Here is a 22211-nt window from a genome sequence, read left to right on the forward strand (position 1 = left end):
ATGCGCTCCCTGATCCAGTATCAGCTTGCCCGGCCCTTTCAATGCTACGTCTCCGCTAATCGTAAGAGGGGCATTTGCAAGCAGAGCATAGGGCTGCTCACCTTCAGTCGCCGGCAGAAACTCAACCCCCGATGAATAATCGGAACAGGCGGCTACACCCTCACCTCCGCAACTGCTCCATTCTTTTATCTGCACTGCCGCCGTCGCCGGCATTGCCGTCAAAATCGCGCACGCTGTGATCAACGCGGCCGTGTGCGGTTTGTACTGCATGACTTTGTCTCCTTGTGCCGACCAGGATCGCTGTATCGACACATTAAAATGAAGCGGCCGGCAGGTTAGTTACCCATCGGCCGCTGAAAAACTACGGAATTTTTGTTTTTATCCGGTGGTGCATCACAGGAAAATCATATCCACGATGAAAAAGACCGGGAAGAGAATCCCCACGGACCAAAGCATGTAACCGAAAAAGCTCGGCATCTTGATGCCGCGTTCGTGCACGATCGCCACCGTCATAAAGTTCGGGGCGTTGCCGATATAGGTGACGGCACCCATAAAGACCGCGCCCATCGAAACGGCCGCCAGAGTCCTTGCGTGCTCAGTCATCAGGCTCATGGGATCGCCGCCCGCCAGGTTAAAGAAGGCGAGGTAGGTGGGCGCGTTATCCAGAAACGCCGACAGCGTACCCGTGAGCCAGAAGAACATGACGTTGTTGAAGTCACCGTTATCGTGCGTCACCAGAGAGACGAGCGCTGCAAACGCGCCGTCGTGACCGGCTCTCAGCATCTCAAGCACCGGCACGATGCAGATAAAGATACCGAAAAAGAGTTTGGCGACTTCGGCAATCGGCGCCCATGTGAACTGATTGGCCGTACGGGCAATCTTGGGCGTAGTGGCAAGCGACAAAACCGCAAAGAGGATAAAGAGCGCATCACGCACAAGACCGGGAAGGGTCAGATGCACCGTGAGCACTTCAAAGTGCACGTCGCTTTTCCAGAAGCCGCTCATCAGCACCGCACCGATAATGCCGACAAGCCAGAGGAAATTGACGGCGCCGTCAATGCCGAAAGGCACGGACTGATCGTTATTCGGTACAAACGTTCCCTCACGGACTTCCTTACGGTAGCAATACACTTCAATGGCGAGGTACACCGCCATCAAAAGCGCCAGCGTCACGAGCAGAGGCGGCAGGAGGTGCACCGTCGTCCAGAAGAAGTCAACGCCGCGCAAGAACCCGAGGAACAACGGGGGGTCTCCCAGGGGCGTAAGGCACCCGCCCACGTTAGCCACAATGAAGATAAAGAAAATGAAGGTGTGCATCTTGAGACGCCGCCCTTCATTGGCCGCAATCAGGGGGCGAATGAGCAGCATCGCCGCGCCCGTTGTACCCATGAGGTTTGCAAAAAACGCGCCGATCAGAAGAAACGCGGCGTTTACAAGGGGCTTACCGACGAAACTTCCCTTCACATGAATGCCGCCCGCAACCACAAAAAGTGCGCCTACAAAGAGCAGAAACGGGATGTAGTCACCGAGAATGGCGTGCGCCACGGCGCCCGTGGCGGTTGACGTGCCCGCATAGATAAAAAGCGGCACCGCGCAGCAAAGCGCCCAGAAAACGGCGACCTTACCGAAATGGTGGTGCCAGAAGGAAGGGGCTAAGAGCGGAAACAGGGCAATCGACAAAAGAATGCCCGCAAAAGGCACGGCCCACCACAAGGAGAGCTCGGCGCCGTTAAGTCCGGCAGCCTGCGTGAGTGCGGGAAGGCCCGTCAGGGCTGCCGCCGTCAAAATGCGTCGCAACAATCTGTACTCCCGTTTTTGAGAGAAAAAGTCGTGCCGACGGGCCAAAACCGCCCCGCCGGAACTTCGGAGGCTTGATTTTAGCTAAAGAATGGTACGAAATTAACAAATTGTCGCATTTAGTCCGTAATTACCCGCACAAAAGTCGCATTACGGAACGCTTTTATCCGGCATACCGAAGACCTGCCGCAGGTACGCGAGATACGTCGGATCGTCGCACATCCCCTTGACGGGGTTATCGGAAATCTTCGCCACGGGCTGGCCGTTTGCCCTCACCATCTTCACGACGATGTTTAAGGGCTGTGGCCCCAGGTCATTCATGAGATTGGTGCCGATACCGAAACCGATGCCGATGCGGCGGTGAAATCTCCGGTAAAGCTCGATGATCCGCGGAACCGTGAGGCCGTCACTGAAAACGAGACTTTTGCCGCGGGGATCACACTTATTCGCCCTGTAGTGTTCGATCATCCGCTCGCCCCAGACAAAGGGGTCGCCCGAATCGTGCCTTGCCCCGTCAAAGAGCTTGCAGAAGTACATATCGAAGTCTTTGAGGAAGGGTTCAATCCCGTAGACGTCAGAAAGCGCAATGCCCAAGTCCCCGCGGTACTCTTTGGCCCACATCTCAAAGCCGAAGACCTGGCTGTCACGAAGGCGCGGGCCCAGGGCCTGACAGGCCTGCAGGTACTCGTGCGCCATGGTGCCGATTGAGACAAGCCCGTAGCGGCGCGCGAGATCAACGTTACTCGTGCCCGAAAAAATGGGGCTTCCGAGTTCATCAATCAAAACCCGCACCACCTTTTCCTGCCAGGCGCGCGAAAAGCGGCGGCGGGTGCCGAAGTCGCTTACGCGCAGATCAGCGTTGTCCGGTTCATTTTTCAGAAGCGCAATCTTGGCTCGTAAGCGCCGCATCCCTTCGGCTTCATCGGGCACGGGCGCAATGTGCCGGAAATAGACTTCGTTCACAATCGCCAAAATCGGGATTTCAAAAAGAATCGTGTGCAGCCACGGCCCCGTGATTTCGATCGAAAGACCAAAGTCACAGGCAGGATCCTTCGTCACCCGGATGTACTTGTCTTTCAGGTGAAAAAGACTCAGAAAATCCACAAAGTCGCTTTTAATAAAGCGCAGCCCCCCTAAGTACGCAAGTTCCGCGTCCTTAAAGGTGAGCGTACAAAGATGCATGACCTCATCGCGGATCTCATCGGCATAGGGCGAAAGATCAACGCCGGGCGTGCGGCAGCGGAAGCGGTAACTCACCTCCGCCCCCGGAAACTGATGCAGCACACACTGCATCATTGTGAATTTGTAGAGGTCGGTGTCAAGAAGCGATTCGATAATCATCGGTTGCCTTTTAATCAGGCGGTTGCGTTACCTCCGTTTTACAGGAAACGGACGCGTTTTGCCTCAAGTGAAAGACCTATTCACGCATTTTTAGCAGACGCACAAAAACCGGCGGGCAAAATCCGGGCTCTCCCTTTGGCCTGGACGCCGCCCGCCGTTCACAGAATTTCCCGCAGGAAGCCCGGGGCTTGAGCCCCGGGAGGAATGCGGGCTTTCGAAATTTTTTAATCTTGGAGCAAACGCAGCCAAACCATGCACATAGTTTTCGCTTAAGGTATATTCAGCCGCTGTGAAATCGCGCACACCGTCCTTTGTCATCGAGCTGGGCCTGAAAACCGGAGAGGATCAGGAAAGTGCGCTGGAGACCTACTTTTCCGATGCACGCCAGCTCTTCAATGCTGTTCTTGGAACGGCAAAGAAACACGTGCGCGCCATGAAAAGCACTGAAGCATGAAAGCTCACGGCCGCGATGCCCAAGGGCAAAGACCGTAACAAGCGGTTTAAGGAAATTCAGAAATCCGCCGGGCTAACCGAGTATGCACTGCATACTGTCGTGAAAGAGCACCGTGCCAAGGGCGGCTTTACAAAGCGCATCGGCATCAACGAAGCGCAGAAAATTGCCACACGTGTCTGGCAGGGCATTGAGCGCCGGCTGTTGTGTGGTGGAAGTCAGTCCCCGCAAAACTGCGCCCGAGTCAGCACGATCCCGAAACGGGAACGTACCGTAAGAAGGCTCTTTGGGAGAGAAGTCATCCGTTGGGAGACACGGACTGGTACATGGACCGCGACCTTGCGGCCGCCATGAACCTGTATTTTGCGGATCCCGCCACTGACAGCTACGATCTGATGGCTGAGCAATCAGCGCTTGCGAGGCACAAACAAGTCTCAGGGAACGCCGGATCGATAGTGCAGTACAAACCAGCGAATCGGCAAGACGAAGCTGTCCTTCGCCGGAACCGACGGATCGAGCTGATGAAGCCCGTACCCGTAGAGCGGTTGCGTTTTAAATGTTCCTGTGGTGCAGGGGACGCCCGGGCAGACAAGGCCTCAAACACCTTGGCTGTTTGCGGGAAAGCCTGCACCGTGTCAGGAAACCCCGCGCTTTCAAACGCGGGTTGTTTAGATCCGTCAGAGCTTGCCGCCTTCAACGACAAGGTCATCGGGGTTAGAAGCCGCGCCGTAGACGGGCGCGAGCGTTTCCTTATAAGCCTTGTGGAAGAACTGTTCCTTACCGAGCTTCACGATTTCAGTGTTGATGAAGTCCAGAAGCGACTTGTTCCCTTTCTGCACAGCCGCGGCAATCGTGTCGAGGTTGCCGAGCTTAGTGATCCCGACGGTAAAGCCTTTGTTCACGAGCGCCCAGGCAAGGACTTCGGTGTTGTCGGTGGAAAACGCGTCACCGCGGCCGTCTAAGAGCGCGTTATAGGCGTCGGCGTATTGATCGTACTTCTGCTGACGCACTTCCGGATGATTTTCCTGGAAGTAGGTTTCAGCGGTTGTCCCTTTGGCGATGATGAGGGTCTTGCCTTTGAGCTGCTCAACCTTTGTGATCGGTGCGCTCTCGGGCGACACAACGCCCAGAGCCACCTTCATGTAGGGCAGCGCAAAGTCCACCTTTTCGGCGCGTTCTTTTGTTACGGTGAAATTGGCCAGAATGATGTCGACTTTATCGGTCACGAGAAATTCCACGCGGCTTGCCGGATCCACGGACACGTACTTCACCTTGACGCCCAAGTCCTTAGCGAGACGGTTACCGAAATAGACGTCGTAGCCTTGATAGTTCCCCTTGGCGTCAACGTAGCCGAACGGGGCCTTATCGGAAAAAACGCCGATTACGACTTCGCCGCTTTTCTGAATTGCATCAAGCGGTCGGGCTTCAACGGAAAACGAAGCGGCCGTAAAGGCGGTGGTAAGCGCTGCCGCAGTGGCGGCAAGGCGACGGATTAAAGAAGAAGACATTTTGTTTTTCCCTGTATGTGTCCATGAATGACGATTGTTTAAGAGTCCCGGCCGAGGGGCCGGGCGTAAGACACCGGCGTCGTCATCTGCCGTCGGTGTCCGCTGAAACCTTGGTTTTTCTTTCGTAATCGAAGGTGTGCAGAAACTCCCGCGCACGCTCGCTCCTTGGGTGCGTGAAGAACTCCTCAGGCCTTCCCTCTTCCACGATGTGGCCGCCGTCAAAAAAGACGATCCGGTCCGCAACAGAGCGCGCAAACTGCATTTCGTGCGTGACGATCACCATGCTTAAGCCTTCGTCGGCAAGTTCCAGGATCACCTGCAGCACTTCGTGCACCATCTCCGGGTCCAATGCCGCCGTCACCTCGTCAAAAAGCATCACACTCGGATTCATTGCGAGCGCCCGCACGATGGCCACACGCTGCTTTTGGCCGCCCGAGAGTTCCCTGGGGTAAAAGTCCCGCTTTTCCCAAAGACCCACGCGCTTTAAAAGCGTCTCGGCCGTTTTCTGTGCCTCAACTTTGGTTTTTCCGGCGACCTGCACGGGAGCAAGCGTCACGTTTTCAAGGACTGTGAGATGCGGAAAAAGGTCGTAACTCTGAAACACCATTCCGAGGCCGTTACGCAACGTGCCCGCGTACGTGACGGGTTTACCCTTGAGAAGCACCTCCCCCGCGTCGATCGTTTCAAGGCCTATGAGGCACCGCAAAAACGTGGATTTTCCGCAGCCGCTCGGCCCCAGAATCACCGCGACTTCGCCTTTGGCAAGCGAAAAATCGATGCCGTCTAGAATCGTATTGGCTCCGAAGCGCTTCACCAGGCCCTTCGTCTGCAGTTCAGGTTGCGTCATGAACGACTCCATTTCTTCTCAAAGTGCCCTGCGGCAAGCGTGATCGGCCAGCAGGCAAAAAAGTACAAAAGAAAGACGGCGGCATAAATCCAAAGCGCCGCGGTCGGAAACTGAAAGCGGTTTGCGTCAATGATCTGCTGACCGACCTTGAGCACTTCAACGAGCCCGATCAACACCACGAGGCTTGTCGTCTTGATCATGCGCGTTACGAGATTGATCGCCGGAGGCACCAGGCGCTGCAGCGTCTGCGGAATGATCACAAACCGATAGGTCTGCAGAGGCGACAAACCCAGCACATGCGCGCTTTCGTACTGATGCCGCGGGATGCTCCCGAGAGCGCCTCTCACGAGGTCCCCCATTTCCGCCGTTCCCCAGGCCGTAAAGACAATGATCGAACTCGTGTAGGCCGAGAGGTTCCAGCCGAAACTGCGCGTAAAACCGAAGTAGACGACAAAAAGAAGTACAAGCTGCGGCATGATCCGGATAAATTCCAGATACGTGCGGCTTGCGATTTTGGTGACCGGATTGTTGATGCGCATCACCATGCCGAAAAGAACGCCCAAGGGAAGCGACAAAGCCACACTCACAAGGCTCACGTTTAAGGTCATCAGAAGGCCTTCCAAAAGGCGCCTCACGTTGTCGACGTTAAGAAGTACCTCATACCCCGAAGCCTGCATGACGCATCCTCCTTTCAAGCCAGGAACCGAAAAGCGACACCGGCAGCAAAATGATGATGTAGGCCACGACGAGCATTAAGAGTGCCTCGTCGGTCTTGTAGTAGTTGCCGATCAGATCCTTTGTGACGTACATCAGGTCCGGCAGCGCAATGGCGCTTACAACCGATATTTCTTTGATGAGGAAAATGACGTTTGCGACAAAACCGGGCATTGCGACGGCAAGCGCCTGCGGCAGCACCACAAAGCGCATGGTCTGCAGGGGCGAGAGACCCAACACACGCGCGGATTCCGTCTGAATTTTTTCTACGGCCGTAAGCCCGCTTCTTAAGGCTTCGGCCATGTAGCTTGCGCCTAAGAAAACAAGGCCTATGACGGCGCACCATTCGCCGGAAAGCCGCACCCCGATTTTGGGCAGTCCAAAGTACAGAAAAAAGAGCTGCACCAGAAGCGGCGTGTTGCGGGAGAGCTCCGTGTAGATGGCCGCGGTTTGCGCGAGCACCGGTATGCGGTAGTAGCGCACGACGGCGACCACAAGGCCCGCTGCGAGCGCGAGCACAATCCCGAGCGCGCCGACACGAAGAGTTAAAAGCGCCGCGTCGGTGTACCACGGGAGGTACTTCGCCATAAAGTCCAGATCAAGCAATTTGTGTTTATCCGGAAGGCAAGGCGCGCAGGCAACAAAAAAAGGACCGCACGCATTGCCGCCGGTCCCCTGTTTCGTTATGTATGACGAGCCTTACTGCAGGCTCAGGCTAACCGGAGGCAGAAAACGCACACAACACGTACAGCAACAATTGCCGTGCATCGTCATCGCGCTCATCGTCCGCCTCCTCTGAAAAAAAATTTGTTTGAGATGTCGGAGAGAATATGGGGATTTGAAAGGCCTGTCAAAGGCTCTTCGGTAATACCTGAGTTATGTCAGCCCGTCTGCGCCCAACCTCCTAATTCCATTGACGGAGTCAGGCGCAGAAGCAGGCACTTTCTCTTAAGGCTTCATCTGCTGCAGCGCCACTTTATAAAGCGCCGTGCACTTGAGTTCGTCGCGCGCAGGCGCCATGCCGCGGGGAACGATTCTCTGCCAGCGCTCGCGAAAGTCGGCGGTGGGCCTCCACTCCAATTTTGCCGTCAGCGTATCGGCTTCTTCCGGGGAATTGCAGACGATGAGCGCATCACACCCTGCCTTAAGCGCGGCTTTGGCGCGCTCCAAAATGTCGCCCCCGGTGCCCGCGCCCTTCATAGAAAGGTCGTCAGAGAACACCAGGCCCGTAAAGCGCAGTTCGTCGCGCAAAATGCCTTTCAAAATCTTTTCCGAGTACGTGGCGGGAACGCTGTCTAAAGCCGGATAAAGGATATGCGCGGTCATCACGGAACAAAGCCCCGCGCCCATCCAGCTGTAGGGCTTGGCGTCCGCGTGAAGGATCCGGTCGGCCTCACGGTCATCCACCGGCTGCTCCTTGTGGCTGTCCGCCGAAACAAAGCCGTGACCGGGGAAGTGTTTGCCGCAGTTGGCCATCCCTGCAATAAGCATCCCCTGGCTCAACGCTCGCGCGAGCCGCGTCACCACGCGCGGATCCAGAGAAAACGCGCGCTCGCCGATCACTTCGCACTTACCCCAGTCAAGGTCCAAAACCGGCGCAAACGTAAAGTCCACGCCGCAGGCTCTGAGTTCGCTTGCCATCACGTAGCCCGCTGCGGTGAGGCTGCGGGCGGCGGCTTCGGGGTCCGCTTTCCAGAGTTCCCCATAGGTGTGCATGCTCGGGATTTCGGTAAAGCCCTCGCGGAAGCGCTGCACGCGGCCCCCTTCGTGATCCACACCGATCAGCACGTCAGGTTTCACGGCATGGATGCTGTAGCAGAGTTTTTTAAGCTGCGCGGGATTTTTGTAGTTGCGGGTAAAAAGAATCACCATGCCCACCAGGGGACTTCTGATGCGGGCAACTTCGTGGTCGGTGAGTTCGGTGGAAGCTATGTCGCAGACAAGAGGACCGGGCATGGCAGATTTCCTTTTCGTGGTGTCTTTCTGACGGTTATTTTGCAAAACGAATACGGTCGTCGGCTCTGAGAATGATGCCGTTGTACCGCCCGACGGTTTCCGTCATCCCGTATTCCAGGGCTTCGGCAATGAGGGCGTGCCCGATCGAGACTTCATCAATGTAGCGGCAGGCAACAAGCAACTCTTCGAGGTTCGCAAGACTCAGATCGTGCCCGGCGTTAACGCCTAACCCCGCTTCGTGCGCCGCCTGCGCGGACTCCGCAAAGCGCGTAAGTTCCGCAGCCGCCGCTCCGGTGCCCCGCGTAGCGGCATAGCTTTCGGTATAAAGCTCGATGCGGTCAGCCCCCACATCTTTGGCAAGTTTCATATTTTCTGGCTCGGGGTCCATAAAAAGACTCACGCGAACGCCTAAGGCCTTGGCTTCGGCAACAACCTTTTCAAAGGCCGCGCCGTCTTTTTTGAGGTCACAGCCGTGATCGCTCGTTTTCTGCGCGAGGCTGTCCGGAACAAAGGTCGCCTGATCGGGGCGGACGTTTCGCACGTGCTCCATCAGGTTCATGAAGGGGTTGCCTTCGATATTAAATTCCCGGCCGGGCCAGGCCTTAAGTAAACGGGAAAGGGCCGTGACGTCGTCGGGCCTGATATGCCGCTCATCAGGCCGCGGATGGACCGTGAGGCCCGCGGCGCCCGCCTTGAGCGCCAGGGCCCCGAAGATCACGGGGTTCGGGGTGTTGCCGTCGCGGGAATTACGTAAAAGCGCAATCTTATTGAGATTAACCGAAAGCTTTGTCGTCATGAGAAATCAAAATCCGCCGTCAAATCACTGGAAAAAGCGCGTCAGAACTGCTGCCACTGAGCCATGGTTTTTCTGACGTTAAGGCCCTTTTGGCCCACATAGTAGCCGATCAGAAGCCGCAGCACATTGCGTGCGGCGACAAGAATCGTTTCGTCACTGAAGTCCTGTGTGAAGACCGCGTGCGCCACACGTGCGGGCACAAGGGGGAGCTCAGAGGCGCGCTGCCCCGCGTCACTGACCGGAACCAATTCGCCGCCCTCCACCACACAGTCTTCGTCTTCTTTACCGGCCCGGGCACTTTGCCCCCAGCCCAGAATCCGAAGCAGGTCCACTTCAAAGATCCTCAGCGCCTGCTGCACGGCCGTGCCTTCGGCAAGAGCCTTCAGGGTCCGCGTATAGGCGTCAAAAAGCGCTGGCTGTGGGTCCGCCGGTTCCGTGAGCTTTAAAACGAGTTCGTTGATGTAAAAACCCGAAAGAAGGGCGTCACCCGCAAGCGGCGTGAGCCCCCCGAGCCAGCGCGCCACCGTGAGGTTTTTCACCTCACCCGCGCCGTTATAGTTGATGATGAGAGGCGAAAAGGGATTGATGAGACCGCGAAAACGGCCCCCGGGGCGCTTGGCCCCCCTTACCGACATCACCTGACGCCCGTGGCGCTTGGTAAAGCATTCGGCAATAACGCTTGATTCCTTCCAGGGCCAGGTGCGAAGGACAAACGCGGGTTCGTCCCTCACCTTTAAAACCTTCGCAGGTTCACCAGCCTCTTTAGCAAAAGCCTTCAGAGCCATGAGCGAGGGCTCAGTGGGCTCCGGCAGCGTGTCACTGTCGTCCGAGACGTCTTTGGTATCAGTCATACCCGAGCGTTTTAAGGGCCTTTACGTCGTCGCTCCAGCCGCGCCGCACACGCACCCAGACCTGCAGATGCACGTGTTTGCCGAGCATCTTTTCAATATCGATGCGTGCAAGCCTTCCGATTTCGCGCAGTTTTGCGCCGCCCTCACCGATCACAATCGGTTTGTGGCTTTCGCGCTCAACAATAAGGCACGCGTCAATCTGCGCTTCCTTGTCGTCCTCCTGCCAGCGCTCGATCGTCACCGCGACGCCGTAGGGAAGTTCGTCCCCTAAAAGGCGAAACGCCTTTTCGCGGATCGTTTCGGCGGCGAGATACCGCGGCGACCGGTCGGTGTAGAGATCCGGATCAAAGTAAGGCACGGACTCAGGAAGCAGTTTTTTCACTTCGTCCACCACTTCATCGAGCCGCTTATTTTTTTCCGCCGACACCGGCACAATCGCCGCAAACGGAAACTTCTGCATCGATTCGGCCATCAGGGGCAGGAGCCTATCGCGGTCCTTGACCTGATCGATCTTGTTTAACACAAGAATGACGTTTGTCTGCTTGGGGTTTAAAAGCCGCAGGACGTTCACATCCTCGGCTTTCCAGCCCTGTGCGTCAATCACAAAGAGAACGGCGTCAACTTCCGAGAGGGTATTTCGCACCGTACGGTTCATGCGGCTTAAAAGCTGCGAGTTGTAGCGCGACTGAAACCCGGGCGTATCCATGAAGATTAACTGGGCATCGGGGTAGGTGACGACACCCAATACGCGGTCACGCGTGGTCTGCGGTTTTTTGCTCGTAATCGAGACCTTTTCACCGACGATCGCGTTAATTAATGTGGATTTACCGACGTTGGGACGCCCGATCACCGCCACATAGCCGCAGTGAAAGGCGGGCTTTGCGTCTGTTTCAGACACGGGATGATTGCTTTGCGTCATCGCACTCTCCTTACGATTTTACGGCCTGCAGTTTCGCGAGCACCGCCGCTGCCGCCATCTGCTCGGCGGCGCGCCGGCTCTTACCCTCACCCTCACAGGTCACCGCCGGATTTTCAATCACGCAGGCACAGCGAAACGTCTGATTGTGCGCTGCACCCGTCGTGGTGATCACGCGGTATTCAGGGAGCTTCATGTGCGCAGCCTGCAGAAATTCCTGCAGCTGCGTTTTGGCGTCTTTGGCAAAGCGCTCGGGTGTGACGTTCCCGGCCGCAAGAATCGGCTCATAAAGCCGCAGAATCACGCGCTGCGCGGCTTCAAAGCCGCCGTCCAGAAACACCGCGCCGAAAACCGCCTCACAGGCGTCCGCAAGAATCGAAGGGCGCTTGGCGCCCCCCGTTTTGAGTTCGCCTTCACCCAAGCGGATAAAGCTTCCGATATCAATTTCAGCGGCGATTTCGTCCAACGTCTTTTCGCAGACGAAATTGGCGCGGGTGCGCGAGAGCACCCCTTCGGTGTAGTGCTTGTCTCTTAAAAAAAGCGCGTGCCCCACCACACAATTTAAAACCGAGTCCCCGAGAAACTCGAGCCGCTCGTTGTGTTCGGCACCGAAACTTCTGTGCGTGACCGCGCGCACCAAAAGCGCGCGCTTTTTAAACGTGTAGCCGATTCTCTCTTCCAGAACCGAGAGATCAAGAAGCACACGACGCGCAGGCATCGACATAAAACCTCCCCTTCTGCGGTTAACGGAAGAAACCGATACGGCTCATATCGCCGAAATTGGCCCAGATCAGAAACGCCCGGCCCACAAGGTAGCTGTCGGGCACCACACCCCAGTAGCGGCTGTCTTCGCTGTTGTCGCGGTTGTCGCCCATCATGAAGTAGTGGCCTTCGGGAACCTTGCAGACAAAGCCGTTGGAGTAGTACTTGCAGGACTCAAGCGCCCGGTCGTAAGGGGTGCCCCTTAAGCCCATCGGCGCGCGCTCGTCAACAGCCATGATGTGCGTGACGTCACCGAGCGTCTCCTCACGCTCAGAAAGCGTCACGAGCGTATCGGAATCGACCCAGTCGCCCAGGATCTTCTGCGGCATTTCCTTGCCGTTTACCATAATCTTTTTGTTCACGTAAGTCACGGTGTCACCGGGCAGGCCCACCACGCGCTTAATGTAGTCAACCTGCGTGTCCATCGGATAGCGGAAGACCACAACGTCACCGCGCTTGGGAGTCCCCACCTCGAGAACCTTGGTGCCGAGAACCGGGAGCCTTACGCCGTACTCGTACTTATTCACCAGAATAAAGTCGCCGATGTGAAGGGTCGGGAGCATCGAGCCCGAGGGAATGCGGAAGGGCTCAAACAAAAAGGAGCGCAGCAAAAAGACGATACAAATAACCGGGAAGAGACCGGCCGTGTAATCAATCCACCAGGGCTCACGCAGGGCGCCCGCCGCAATGCGGCTTCGCTCCTGCAGCACCACGGGTTCACCCCGATCCACAGCCTCGCGGTTGGCGGCATCAAAGTCGTCCGTAAGGCGCTTAGCTTCAGCCTTACGCTTTTTGGCCCAGACAAGTTTGTCGCAGACCCACATCACCCCGGTAAAGACCGTGAGCAGAAAAAGAATGAGAGCAAAGTTCATAGAAATTCCGCGAGGAAACCCGCGTCTTCAGACGCGGGAGGAATCGCGGCCCTCCTTTCTCAGTTCAGTTAAAAACATCTTTCGCTGCTCAAGAAGCGAAAGTTTCTTGTAGGAAATACCGGCAGAAATCTTTGTACCGTCCAGACGGCGCACATCGAATGCACCCGAGGAGCGTCTGCCAAAAATAAAGCCGACTTCCCCTTTGCACAGCACCTTGTCAAAGAGCCTGAAGCCGTGCACTAGGTACGGAGCCTGATGGCGCTTGCGCACACCGCCTTTGAGAATCGTCAGCTTGTGGATCTGGCGATTGTGGCGGCGCGTCTGTTTCTGAAACAGGTATTCGCCCCGACGTTTTGCGTCGAGGACGCCAGCAATGCAGAAAGCGTCCGCGCAATGCGTCTTTGGCAAGCCCGCGACGATGCGCTTGTGTTTTGTCAGATACCCGTAGGTATTCGTGACAGGCAATTCGGGATGGCGCTCGCGCAGGCGGTTGAGCACCGTCCAACGCATGATGCCCATGAAAGTCTCTGCCCTGAAAGAAGCGCCGCGCCGGGGACTGAACTGCTTCAACTTGCCTGCGTGATACGCCTTGTGGCACGTCTCGCACAGTGTGATGAGGTTGCCCGGCGCGTCGCCTCCCGTTTTCCGACTCTCAATGTGATGCACGTTGAGAATCAGATCTTTCGATCTGCCTTTGCAGGCTTGGCAAACGTGACCGTCGCGGAACAGCACATATTCGCGCACGTTCCAAAAGCCAAGCTGCTCGCCCTGCTGATAGCCTTCGCCTTCAATCTCCGGGTTTTTGATCTTCTGAATGTCGAAGGATGCGGTTTCAATCACGATTTTGGTGATCGGAAGCACTCGGCAAACCGCTTCAATGCGCGATATGTGCGCCTGAATGCGGTTCTCCACGGACGGCGCAAGCCAGCCCTTGTGCTTTGATCGAACGCGATTGTCAAAACGCGGCGCACGGTAGCGGGTCTTGTGGTTGCGTCGGGAGCGGCGAAGTGCCAAGCGATCCGAGAGCAAGCCCGTCACGTCCTGCCGCAGTTCGACCTCGGAAGCCAACAACTCTTCCTTGGCGGTCGTTGCGCTCAGGCCGACGTGCTTGTAGCCCGCATCCACACCCAAGCTGATCGGCTGCTTGGTTTCGCCCGTCGGCACCGTCAGTTGAATCACAAAGGGCGTTCGGCGCACAGGCACGGCCTTCCCGGCTCGAAGGAGCTTACGCGCCTTGGGCGGGGAGCACGGCATGAGCGGTTGCCCGCGCATATTCAACACAAAAACTTTCAAAGTGTTCTCCATTGACGGATACCTCACGGGCTCCGTCTGCTCGACCTTGCGGTCGGTGGTGATCCTTCGCCAATGTTGGAAGGGGTTTGTTGTCTGAAGCACCGCTCCTACCTCTCAGAGCTTTTAACCGCAGACCGCAGAGCGCGGGACTAGGATCGACATCCCGCGGTGCCTGTTTGCGTCCCGTCTTGCGACGGAACGGATTCCCAACCAACGGAGTCCGTCCGAAAACGGACTGAGGCTAGTCAACCAAGACTTGTTGCCAAGCCTCTGACTTCAGTCAGGGGTAGTTGACTGTCGTGGGCCCGAATTATTTCTTGTCATCAACCTGAAGGATGGCGAGGAAGGCTTCCTGCGGAATTTCCACGCTTCCCACCTGCTTCATGCGCTTTTTGCCGGCCTTTTGCTTTTCCAGAAGCTTCTTCTTACGCGTGATGTCGCCGCCGTAGCACTTCGCAAGCACATTCTTGCGCAAAGCCTTCACGTTTTCGCGGGCAATAATGTTTCCGCCGATTGCTGCCTGTATCGCCACGTCATACATCTGACGCGGGATGAGCCCGCGCAGACGCGTCACGATGTCACGGCCGCGGCTTACCGCATTGGTGCGGTGCACGATGGAACTTAAAGCGTCCACGCGGTCGCCGTTAATGAGCATGTCGACTTTGACGACGTCAGACGCCCGGTATTCCTTGAACTCATAGTCCATCGAGGCGTAACCGCGGGTGATGGACTTCATGCGGTCAAAGAAGTCAAGCACGATCTCCGCCAAGGGCAACTCGTAGGTGAGATGCACCTGGCGGCCGTGGTAGGCCATATTGATCTGAATACCGCGCTTTTCCTGACAAAGCTTCATCACCGCGCCCACGTAATCGTTGGGGACGAAAATCGTCACGGTGTCAATGGGCTCGCGGATTTCAGCAATCTTATCAACGGGCGGCAATTTACTCGGGTTTTCCACCCGAACGACTTCGCCGTTTGTCATCAGCACTTCGTACACAACGGACGGGGCCGTCGTGATGAGGTCCATGTCGTATTCGCGCTCAAGACGCTCCTGCACAATGTCCATGTGCAGTAAGCCCAGAAAGCCCGCGCGGAAACCAAAGCCCAAGGCCTGAGAGACTTCCGGCTCGAACTTCAAAGCCGCGTCGTTAAGCTGCAGCTTTAAAAGTGCCTCACGCAGCGCGTCGTACTGGTTGGACTCCACCGGGTAAAGACCAGCAAAGACCTGGGGCTTGACTTCCTTAAAGCCGGGCAGGGGTTCAGAGGCCGGTTTCTGAGCGCTTGTGATCGTGTCGCCGACGCGCGCGTCTTTGAGTTCCTTGATGCCCGAAACGACAAAGCCCACTTCGCCGGGTTTGAGGCACTCACGCTGCTTAGCTTTCGGTGTAAAGACACCGACCTGCTCCACAAGGTGCTGAGCGCCCGTTGCCATCAGCATCACCTTGTCCTTGGGACGGATGACGCCGTTTACCACACGCACCAGGGTCACGATACCGACGTAGTTATCAAACCAGCTGTCGATGATCAAGGCCTGCAGGGGCGCGTTTTCATCGCCCTTGGGGGGCGGAATATCCGAAACAATGCGCTCGAGGATGTCTTCCACACCCATGCCGGTTTTCGCTGAACAAGGAATGGCGTCGGTGGCATCAATCCCGATCACGTCCTCGATTTCTTCTTTGGCCGCGTCGGGATTGGCGCTGTTTAAGTCCATCTTGTTTAAAACAGGGACGACTTCAACACCCAAGTCAATCGCGGTGTAGCAGTTTGCAACCGTCTGGGCTTCCACGCCCTGGGTGGCGTCGACCACGAGAAGCGCCCCTTCGCAGGCCGAAAGCGAGCGGCTTACCTCGTAGGAAAAGTCCACGTGCCCCGGGGTATCGATGAGGTTTAACTCATAGGTCTTGCCGTCTTTGGCACGGTACTTAAGGGAGGCCGTCTGCGCCTTAATCGTGATGCCGCGCTCGCGCTCGAGATCCATGCTGTCCAAAACCTGCTCGCTCATTTCACGTGCGGTCAAACCGCCGCAGGTTTGGATCAGGCGGTCGGCAAGCGTACTTTTGCCGTGGTCGATGTGCGCAATAATGGAAAAGTTACGGATATTGTCCATAGCAGAACGTGTCGGTACGACACCGTCTAAAAAGATACGGCCAAAGTCTCGTGCGAAAATCCTGAGCAAGTCAGGACAGCACTTCTCGCACCAAGCTTCGGCTACTGAAAACAACTTATTTTAGCAAAGGAAACAGACGTTTCCGCAGAATCTTTCTCTGTCAAAATTCTTCAGCACGCTGAAGAATTTTGCGTCATTTTTCTTCATCGTAATGAAGATTTTTGTCATCCGACAATCTCTTTCCGCCCTCATCGTCAAAGAGCGGGCTTCTGATGTCTTTGGGTGTGACCAGATAGAGATTCGCGTCCTTAAAGGCACTCAAAAATTCACTCTTTCCCTTTACAGGTGCCGTGGGCGAGAGTTTGCACTCAAAAGCATTGATTTTCTTGGGACCAACCTCCACCAAATCGATCTCCCGGGGCGAGCGGCCGGTGGTACGCCAGAAATAAACCTCAGTGAGGTCCCTTAACTGGCTATGCAGCTTAATGCGCTCCATATAGAAGAAGTTTTCCCAAAGCGCCCCCGCATCTTCGCGTGAAGACAAAGGATCAAAGTTTTTGATGACGGCGTTACGGATCCCGGTGTCGCAGAAGTAGATCTTGCGCCCTTTTTTTAAGGCATTGCCGGGATTGCGTGAGTACGACGGACAAACCTTCACAATGAAACACTCTTCAAGCAGCCTCACATACTGTTCCACCGTGTTGCGGGCAAGTCCCACTTCGCGAGCGAGTCCGTCAAAAGAAACTTCAGATCCGATGTTTAATGCAAGGTGCTTGACGAGGTTTTCAAAAGGCAGCGGCATTCTTACCCCCGCCAAAGCAAAAAGATCTTTAAAAAGGAGTGAGTCCACGTAATCCGTGAGCGTATCGGCCGCCTCCTCCGGCTTGTTGCAGACTTCCGGAAAGAGCCCGTAGACCATATGCCAGCCAAGATTCTGAATGGTCTTTCCTTTGCCGCGAGACTGCGCGAGCTCTCTTAAGGACAAAGGCCAGAGCTGCCGGGTCACGAGCCGCCCCATGGCAGATTCCTTGACGCCCGCGGCAAGCGTAAGCGCCGAAGACCCGGTGACGAATATCGCCGTGGGCTCCTTAAGCGTTTCGTTCATGTCCACGAGCCGCTTTAACGTGAGTCCGATATCGGGGATGCGCTGCGCCTCATCAATCACCAGAAAGCGGGTGCGCGTGAGAAGCGCCTTGACGTCAGCTGCGGAATTCAGACGCAGCATCTCGCGGTCATCGGGTTCGTCACCCGAATACCAAACCACGTCTTCGTCTTTGAGAAGCTCCCGCAGTACCGTTGTCTTGCCGGTTCGGCGTGCGCCGTAAATCACCACGGCTTTGGGCGGCGTCTGCCGCATAAGATCCTCTGCAATTGTCCGCTTGATGTAAGTCATGTCAAAATTCTTCAGTACGATGAAGATATTTTACGCAATTTCTTTCATCGTATTGAAGATTTTTTCACCGAACCGGATCGCCGTCCGGCATCGCCCCCGGTCATCCGGTTGGTCTCCGGCATCCAAAAAGCCACAAAACCGCCGATAAAACACATCAAAAGCTATGCTTCCCTTTTTGCGCGATCTAATCGAAAAGGATTAGTCTTTTTTCAGAAATTAATCCTTTTTTAACGATCCCGCCCTATCCCATTGTGCGTACGACGTCGAAGGCCCTTTCGCGGCCGATTTTCAAAAAAGTCCCGCCGTTATTGCCTATTCGGGCATCCTCCTACTGAAAAGAACTAACGTTATTCATAAAAAGAATAGCGAAAATCCTTTTAAAACATGCTCCGTCAGAACGATTGACGCTCTTCTGAAATTTCTTGAAACTAGCCGCCGACACGCGAAAAAGGGCCTTGTCTGAAAGGTCCTTTCACGCCAAAACGAATAGTGCGGACAGGCGGGCTTAACGGCACCGACCTCAGGTCCGTGCAGTAACCCTTACCTGAATTCAGGAGAGATCCATGGAACTTTCACGCAGAAGTTTCCTCAAGCGCGGACTGGTGTTCGGCGGCGGTGCTGTCGGTGCCGCCTCGGGCACGGCCTTTGCCGCTCAGGAACCGAAGAAACCCTACAAGCTGCGTAACGTCAAGGAAGTGACGAACATCTGCTGCTACTGCTCCGGCGGCTGCGGCACGATCTGCTCGTCGCGCGACGGCGAACTCATCAACCTCGAAGGCGACCCGGACCATCCGGTCAACCTCGGGGGCCTGTGCTCGAAGGGCGCCGCAATGTGGGGCCTGCGTAACGTCGTCACCGAAGACCGTAAGGCAAAACTTCATCCGGACCGTGTGCTCTATCCGCAGGTGCGCCGCCCCGGGAGCAAAACCTGGGAACGCTTAAGCTGGGATCAGGCTGCTGAAGAAATCGCGCGCCACATCAAAAAGACCCGTGACGCGACCTTCGTTGAAAAAGAAGGTGATGTCACCGTAAACCGCTGCGACGGTATGGCAAGCTTGGGGGCCGCTCAGCTCAATAACGAAGAAGGATGGCTTGTGCAGAAGTTTGCCCGTTCCATGGGTATCTGCGCCATTGATAACCAGACGCGCGTGTGCCACTCTTCGACCGTGTCGGGCCTGGCGCCCTCCTTTGGCCGCGGCTCCATGACGAGCCACTGGTGCGACTTTGCCAATTCCGACGTCATCATGTCGATCGGTTCGAACAACGTGGAAAACCACCCGTTGTCGTCGCGCTGGGTGGAGCGCGCACAGGATAAGGGCGCGACCTGGATCGTTGTCGACCCCCGTTACTCCCGTTCGGCCGCACAGGCTGACATCTACGCCCGCATCCGTCCGGGTACCGACCTTGCCTTCTACGGCGGTCTCATCAATTACATTCTTTCGAACAACCTCTATCAGAAGGAATACATGCTGCATTACACCAATGCCGCGTGCCTGCTGACAGACGACTATAAGTTCGATCCTGAGAAGGGCCTTTTCTCCGGCTGGGATCCGGAAACGAAGACCTATTCCAACGCGAGCTGGGGCTACGATGTCGCGAAGCACCTGCAGTGGGACACGTCCGAGGGCTCGGCTTTTGCCTGGGTAAACCGCCCGGGTACGCCCGAATTTAAGACGCCGGATCTGAAGGTTTTAAAGCGCGACATGACGCTCACGGATCCCCATTGCGTTTTAAACATTCTCAAAAAGCACTACGCCCGCTACACGCCTGAGCTCGTGCAGCGCATCACCGGTATGGATCCGGACGTGATGAAGAAGGTCTGGGAGGTTTACGCTTCCACCGGGGCGCGCGACAAGGCCGGCTCCATTCTTTACGCCCTCGGCCAGACTCAGCACAGCTACGGCTCTCAGAACTGCCGTGCGATGTGCATGGTGCAGTTGCTTCTGGGTAACGTTGGTATCGCGGGCGGCGGCATCAATGCCCTGCGCGGCGAACCCAACGTTCAGGGTTCAACCGACGTGGGTGTGTCTTCGCACCAGGCGCCGGGTTACCTCTCCTGGCCCACCGGCAAATCTCATCCGACGCTTGCTGCGTACCTTTCCAAGGAAACGTATGCCGGGGGTTACTACTCCAACAAACCCAAGTTCTGGGTGTCGGCACTGAAGGAATGGTTTGGCGAAAACGCCACCAAGGAAAACGACTACTGCTACGATCTGCTGCCGAAAACGAGTCCCAAGCTCGACTACGGTGACTATTCCACGATCATGTCCTTTAACGACATGCGTGACAACAAGATCAAGGGCTACTTCTGCTGGGGCATGAACCCGGCGCACTCCACCCCCAACGCCAAGCACGCCCGTAAATCGATGGCGAAGCTTGACTGGCTCGTGGTGGCCGACTGGTTCCAGACGGAGACGTCGCTTTTCTGGGCGGCTCCCGACATGAAGGCAGAAGACGTCAAGACCGAGGTCTACTTCCTGCCGGCAGCCCTCCTCTACGAAAAGATCGGCTCCATCAACAACTCCGGCCGCTGGATCCAGTGGCGTGAGAAGGCGGTTGAACCGCCGGGAGAATGCCGCAACGACTTCGAGATGATGATGCTCATCTGGGACAAACTCCGTGCGCTTTACGAAAAGGAAGGCGGCGCCTGCCCCGATCAGATTCTCAAGGCCAATTTCAACTACCGTATCGACGGCAAACCGGACCTGCGTGCCCTTTGCTGGGCCCTTAACGGCTACACCATCAAGGACGGGAAACTCATCAAGGGCTACGGCGAACTGCAGGCTGACGGCACCACGGCCTGCGGCATCTGGATTTTCTCGGGCTACTACAACAACGAAGCCGACAAGATGGATCCCATGAAGCAGCCCATGACCCGCAGAAGTAAGGCTGACCCCACGGGGCTCGGGCTCTTTCCGGGGTGGTCGTTTGCGTGGCCCGCAAACCGCCGCATTCTCTATAACCGTGCGTCCGCCGACCCGCAGGGCAAACCCTGGGATCCCAAGCGTGTGCTCGTGGAATGGAAGGGCGATCATTGGCTGCAAAACGACGTGGGCGACTTCGTCACAGCCGCCAAACCCAACGACAATGCGTTCTTCATGAACTGGGAACAAAATGCGCGCCTCTTTGCCTATCCGATGGTAGACGGGCCCCTCCCTGAACACTTCGAACCGCATGAGTCTCCGGTAAAGAATCTGTTAAACGGCGCTCAGGGTAACCCCTGCATCCGTTTTGCCGATGACCCGTCGATAAAGCGCGGCAATGTGAAAGACTTCCCGTTTGTCGTGACGACTTACTCCGTCGTTGAACACTGGCAGTCTGGTACGCAGACCCGCAACATCCCGTGGCTCAACGAAATCAGCCCCTGCAACTTCATCGAAATTTCCGAAGAACTTGCCAAGGAAAAGGGCATCAAAAACGGTGACGCGGTGCGCGTGTGGAATAACCGCGGCGACGTCAAGGTTGCTGCGATGGTCACCAAGCGCATGAAGCCCATGATGATTGACGGCAAACTCACGCATGTCGTGGGTATGCCCCACCACTTCTCCTGGGCCACGAACCTCGCGCGGGGCGACAACATCAACGACCTGACTCCCAATGTGGGCGATCCCAATTCCTACATTCCCGAGTACAAGGCCTTCCTCGTGAACCTTGAGAAGGCGGCTTAAGTCCGCGCCGTGTCAACTAGGAGATAAAACAACATGGCTAAAGCAAAAGAAGTTGCCATTCTGTTTGATTCATCGCACTGCACCGGCTGCAAGGGCTGCCAGGTTGCCTGCAAACAGTGGAACATGCTCCCCTCGCCGATGGGGTTAAATGAAAACAAGTTCACGGGGTCGTATCAGAGCCCGATGGACTTAAACGGCAATACGCGCCTTATCATGACCTTTGACGAAAAGGAGTCGGGAAACAAATTCCAGCCTCTGAATTTCGCCATCGGCCGCCGCTCCTGCTACCACTGCACGGATGCTGCGTGTGTTGAGATCTGCTCTTCGGGCGCGCTCTACCACAAGGAAAACGGCGTTGTTGCGTTTGATACCGACAAGTGCAACGGCTGCACGTACTGCCAGTCGGCCTGCCCCTTTGATGTGCCGCGCTTCAGAAAAACAGACAGCAGGATCGATAAGTGCACCCTGTGCTTTGACCGTCTGGAAGAAGGCGGGGTTCCGGCCTGCGTCAAGACCTGCCAGCCCGAGGCTCTGAAGTTCGGGCCCCGTGAGGAAATGATCCGCATCGGTAAAGAGCGTGTTGAGTTCTTGAAGAAGAAGGGCTTTGACAAGGCGGAACTCTACGGTGAACATGAAATGGGGGGCTTACATACCCTCACGGTCTGCAAGTACGGTCACGAAGCCTACGGGCTTCCGACCGATCCCAAGCCCAACAGCATGATCGCCACCATGAAGACCATGAAGGCCGTCACCGGTATCGGTACCGCCGCAGTGGTCGCCGGCCTTGCCGCTTCCTTCGTTGCCGCCACCGGCTACCGCCGTAAGAAGGTGACGATTGAAGAGGCCAAGGAACACTGGACACCCGAACAGCGTGAAAAGGCTGACCGGGAAGTGAAAGAACTGCTTGGCCGTGAATCACGGCAGTAACACGATCAGGAG

At 56.3% G+C, this 22211-nt stretch carries 19 protein-coding genes; 4 read left to right on the forward strand and 15 right to left on the reverse strand.

Annotated elements, in window-relative coordinates; all coding sequences use genetic code 11:
* Positions 1-393: 393 nt before the first annotated feature.
* Positions 394-1800, reverse strand: a complete 1407-nt coding sequence (locus tag BQ7486_RS03965; RefSeq protein ID WP_074009046.1) for a sodium:proton antiporter — start codon at positions 1798-1800, stop codon at positions 394-396.
* 147 nt (positions 1801-1947) lie between these two features.
* Positions 1948-3138, reverse strand: a complete 1191-nt coding sequence (gene pncB, locus BQ7486_RS03970; RefSeq protein WP_074009047.1) for a nicotinate phosphoribosyltransferase — start codon at positions 3136-3138, stop codon at positions 1948-1950.
* A gap of 289 nt (positions 3139-3427) precedes the next feature.
* Here pncB and BQ7486_RS11895 point away from each other — a divergent pair, with 289 nt between their 5' ends.
* Complete coding sequence (locus tag BQ7486_RS11895) at positions 3428-3592, forward strand: hypothetical protein (RefSeq protein WP_154666307.1); 165 nt, start codon at positions 3428-3430, stop codon at positions 3590-3592.
* A gap of 15 nt (positions 3593-3607) precedes the next feature.
* Positions 3608-3943 (forward strand): hypothetical protein, encoded by a 336-nt coding sequence (locus BQ7486_RS11615; RefSeq protein ID WP_143183035.1) that lies wholly within the window; start codon positions 3608-3610, stop codon positions 3941-3943.
* Positions 3944-4266: 323 nt separating this feature from the next.
* Here BQ7486_RS11615 and BQ7486_RS03975 read toward each other — a convergent pair whose 3' ends face one another.
* The 13 genes from BQ7486_RS03975 to BQ7486_RS04035 form a co-directional block, all read right to left on the reverse strand.
* Entirely contained in the window at positions 4267-5097 is an 831-nt protein-coding gene (locus tag BQ7486_RS03975; RefSeq protein ID WP_074009048.1) for a cysteine ABC transporter substrate-binding protein, read from the reverse strand.
* 82 nt (positions 5098-5179) lie between these two features.
* The gene (locus BQ7486_RS03980) at positions 5180-5944 is read right to left on the reverse strand and encodes an amino acid ABC transporter ATP-binding protein (protein WP_022372569.1); all 765 of its coding nucleotides are present in this window, start codon (positions 5942-5944) and stop codon (positions 5180-5182) included.
* Positions 5941-6621 carry an amino acid ABC transporter permease gene (locus BQ7486_RS03985; RefSeq protein ID WP_074009050.1) on the reverse strand — a complete coding sequence of 227 codons (681 nt, stop codon included), beginning with the start codon at positions 6619-6621 and terminating at the stop codon, positions 5941-5943. Before BQ7486_RS03985 ends, BQ7486_RS03980 begins: the two co-directional genes overlap by 4 nt.
* Complete coding sequence (locus BQ7486_RS03990; RefSeq protein ID WP_204206988.1) at positions 6602-7264, reverse strand: amino acid ABC transporter permease; 663 nt, start codon at positions 7262-7264, stop codon at positions 6602-6604. Before BQ7486_RS03990 ends, BQ7486_RS03985 begins: the two co-directional genes overlap by 20 nt.
* Before the next feature lie 342 nt (positions 7265-7606).
* Positions 7607-8614: a beta-N-acetylhexosaminidase gene (gene nagZ, locus BQ7486_RS03995; RefSeq protein WP_074009241.1), complete on the reverse strand. Its 1008-nt coding sequence runs from the start codon at positions 8612-8614 to the stop codon at positions 7607-7609.
* 34 nt (positions 8615-8648) lie between these two features.
* Complete coding sequence (locus BQ7486_RS04000) at positions 8649-9410, reverse strand: pyridoxine 5'-phosphate synthase (protein ID WP_022372565.1); 762 nt, start codon at positions 9408-9410, stop codon at positions 8649-8651.
* Between the two features lie 41 nt (positions 9411-9451).
* Positions 9452-10261 (reverse strand): DNA repair protein RecO, encoded by an 810-nt coding sequence (recO, locus tag BQ7486_RS04005; RefSeq protein ID WP_074009051.1) that lies wholly within the window; start codon positions 10259-10261, stop codon positions 9452-9454.
* Positions 10254-11180 (reverse strand): GTPase Era, encoded by a 927-nt coding sequence (gene era / locus BQ7486_RS04010; protein WP_074009052.1) that lies wholly within the window; start codon positions 11178-11180, stop codon positions 10254-10256. The genes recO and era overlap by 8 nt, the downstream gene beginning before the upstream one ends.
* A gap of 10 nt (positions 11181-11190) precedes the next feature.
* Positions 11191-11895 carry a ribonuclease III gene (gene rnc, locus BQ7486_RS04015; protein ID WP_074009053.1) on the reverse strand — a complete coding sequence of 235 codons (705 nt, stop codon included), beginning with the start codon at positions 11893-11895 and terminating at the stop codon, positions 11191-11193.
* Positions 11896-11920: 25 nt separating this feature from the next.
* On the reverse strand, positions 11921-12811 hold the full coding sequence (gene lepB / locus BQ7486_RS04020) for a signal peptidase I (RefSeq protein ID WP_022372561.1): 891 nt from the start codon (positions 12809-12811) through the stop codon (positions 11921-11923).
* A gap of 27 nt (positions 12812-12838) precedes the next feature.
* Complete coding sequence (iscB, locus tag BQ7486_RS04025) at positions 12839-14116, reverse strand: RNA-guided endonuclease IscB (RefSeq protein ID WP_074009054.1); 1278 nt, start codon at positions 14114-14116, stop codon at positions 12839-12841.
* A gap of 298 nt (positions 14117-14414) precedes the next feature.
* Entirely contained in the window at positions 14415-16211 is a 1797-nt protein-coding gene (gene lepA / locus BQ7486_RS04030) for a translation elongation factor 4 (protein ID WP_022372560.1), read from the reverse strand.
* Between the two features lie 193 nt (positions 16212-16404).
* Positions 16405-17604 carry an ATP-binding protein gene (locus tag BQ7486_RS04035; RefSeq protein ID WP_074009055.1) on the reverse strand — a complete coding sequence of 400 codons (1200 nt, stop codon included), beginning with the start codon at positions 17602-17604 and terminating at the stop codon, positions 16405-16407.
* Positions 17605-18167: 563 nt separating this feature from the next.
* Here BQ7486_RS04035 and BQ7486_RS04040 point away from each other — a divergent pair.
* Positions 18168-21272 (forward strand): molybdopterin-dependent oxidoreductase, encoded by a 3105-nt coding sequence (locus tag BQ7486_RS04040; RefSeq protein ID WP_074009056.1) that lies wholly within the window; start codon positions 18168-18170, stop codon positions 21270-21272.
* 33 nt (positions 21273-21305) lie between these two features.
* Positions 21306-22199, forward strand: coding sequence for a 4Fe-4S dicluster domain-containing protein (locus tag BQ7486_RS04045; RefSeq protein WP_074009057.1), 894 nt, complete (start codon positions 21306-21308; stop codon positions 22197-22199).
* Positions 22200-22211: the final 12 nt, after the last annotated feature.

This window comes from Duodenibacillus massiliensis, from assembly GCF_900128485.1.
In the GTDB taxonomy this organism is placed as follows: domain Bacteria; phylum Pseudomonadota; class Gammaproteobacteria; order Burkholderiales; family Burkholderiaceae_F; genus Duodenibacillus; species Duodenibacillus massiliensis.

Bases quoted from the DNA above. Each gene is read 5' to 3' on its own strand.
- era (WP_074009052.1), bottom strand. From the start codon at position 11,180: ATGACGCAAAGCAATCATCCCGTGTCTGAAACAGACGCAAAGCCCGCC.
- BQ7486_RS03985 (WP_074009050.1), bottom strand. From the start codon at position 6,621: ATGCAGGCTTCGGGGTATGAGGTACTTCTTAACGTCGACAACGTGAGG.
- lepB (WP_022372561.1), bottom strand. From the start codon at position 12,811: ATGAACTTTGCTCTCATTCTTTTTCTGCTCACGGTCTTTACCGGGGTG.
- BQ7486_RS03975 (WP_074009048.1), bottom strand. From the start codon at position 5,097: ATGTCTTCTTCTTTAATCCGTCGCCTTGCCGCCACTGCGGCAGCGCTT.
- BQ7486_RS04035 (WP_074009055.1), bottom strand. From the start codon at position 17,604: ATGACTTACATCAAGCGGACAATTGCAGAGGATCTTATGCGGCAGACG.
- BQ7486_RS04045 (WP_074009057.1), top strand. From the start codon at position 21,306: ATGGCTAAAGCAAAAGAAGTTGCCATTCTGTTTGATTCATCGCACTGC.
- iscB (WP_074009054.1), bottom strand. From the start codon at position 14,116: ATGGAGAACACTTTGAAAGTTTTTGTGTTGAATATGCGCGGGCAACCG.
- nagZ (WP_074009241.1), bottom strand. From the start codon at position 8,614: ATGCCCGGTCCTCTTGTCTGCGACATAGCTTCCACCGAACTCACCGAC.
- BQ7486_RS04000 (WP_022372565.1), bottom strand. From the start codon at position 9,410: ATGACGACAAAGCTTTCGGTTAATCTCAATAAGATTGCGCTTTTACGT.
- rnc (WP_074009053.1), bottom strand. From the start codon at position 11,895: ATGCCTGCGCGTCGTGTGCTTCTTGATCTCTCGGTTCTGGAAGAGAGA.
- recO (WP_074009051.1), bottom strand. From the start codon at position 10,261: ATGACTGATACCAAAGACGTCTCGGACGACAGTGACACGCTGCCGGAG.
- pncB (WP_074009047.1), bottom strand. From the start codon at position 3,138: ATGATTATCGAATCGCTTCTTGACACCGACCTCTACAAATTCACAATG.
- BQ7486_RS11615 (WP_143183035.1), top strand. From the start codon at position 3,608: ATGCCCAAGGGCAAAGACCGTAACAAGCGGTTTAAGGAAATTCAGAAA.
- BQ7486_RS03980 (WP_022372569.1), bottom strand. From the start codon at position 5,944: ATGACGCAACCTGAACTGCAGACGAAGGGCCTGGTGAAGCGCTTCGGA.
- BQ7486_RS04040 (WP_074009056.1), top strand. From the start codon at position 18,168: ATGGAACTTTCACGCAGAAGTTTCCTCAAGCGCGGACTGGTGTTCGGC.
- lepA (WP_022372560.1), bottom strand. From the start codon at position 16,211: ATGGACAATATCCGTAACTTTTCCATTATTGCGCACATCGACCACGGC.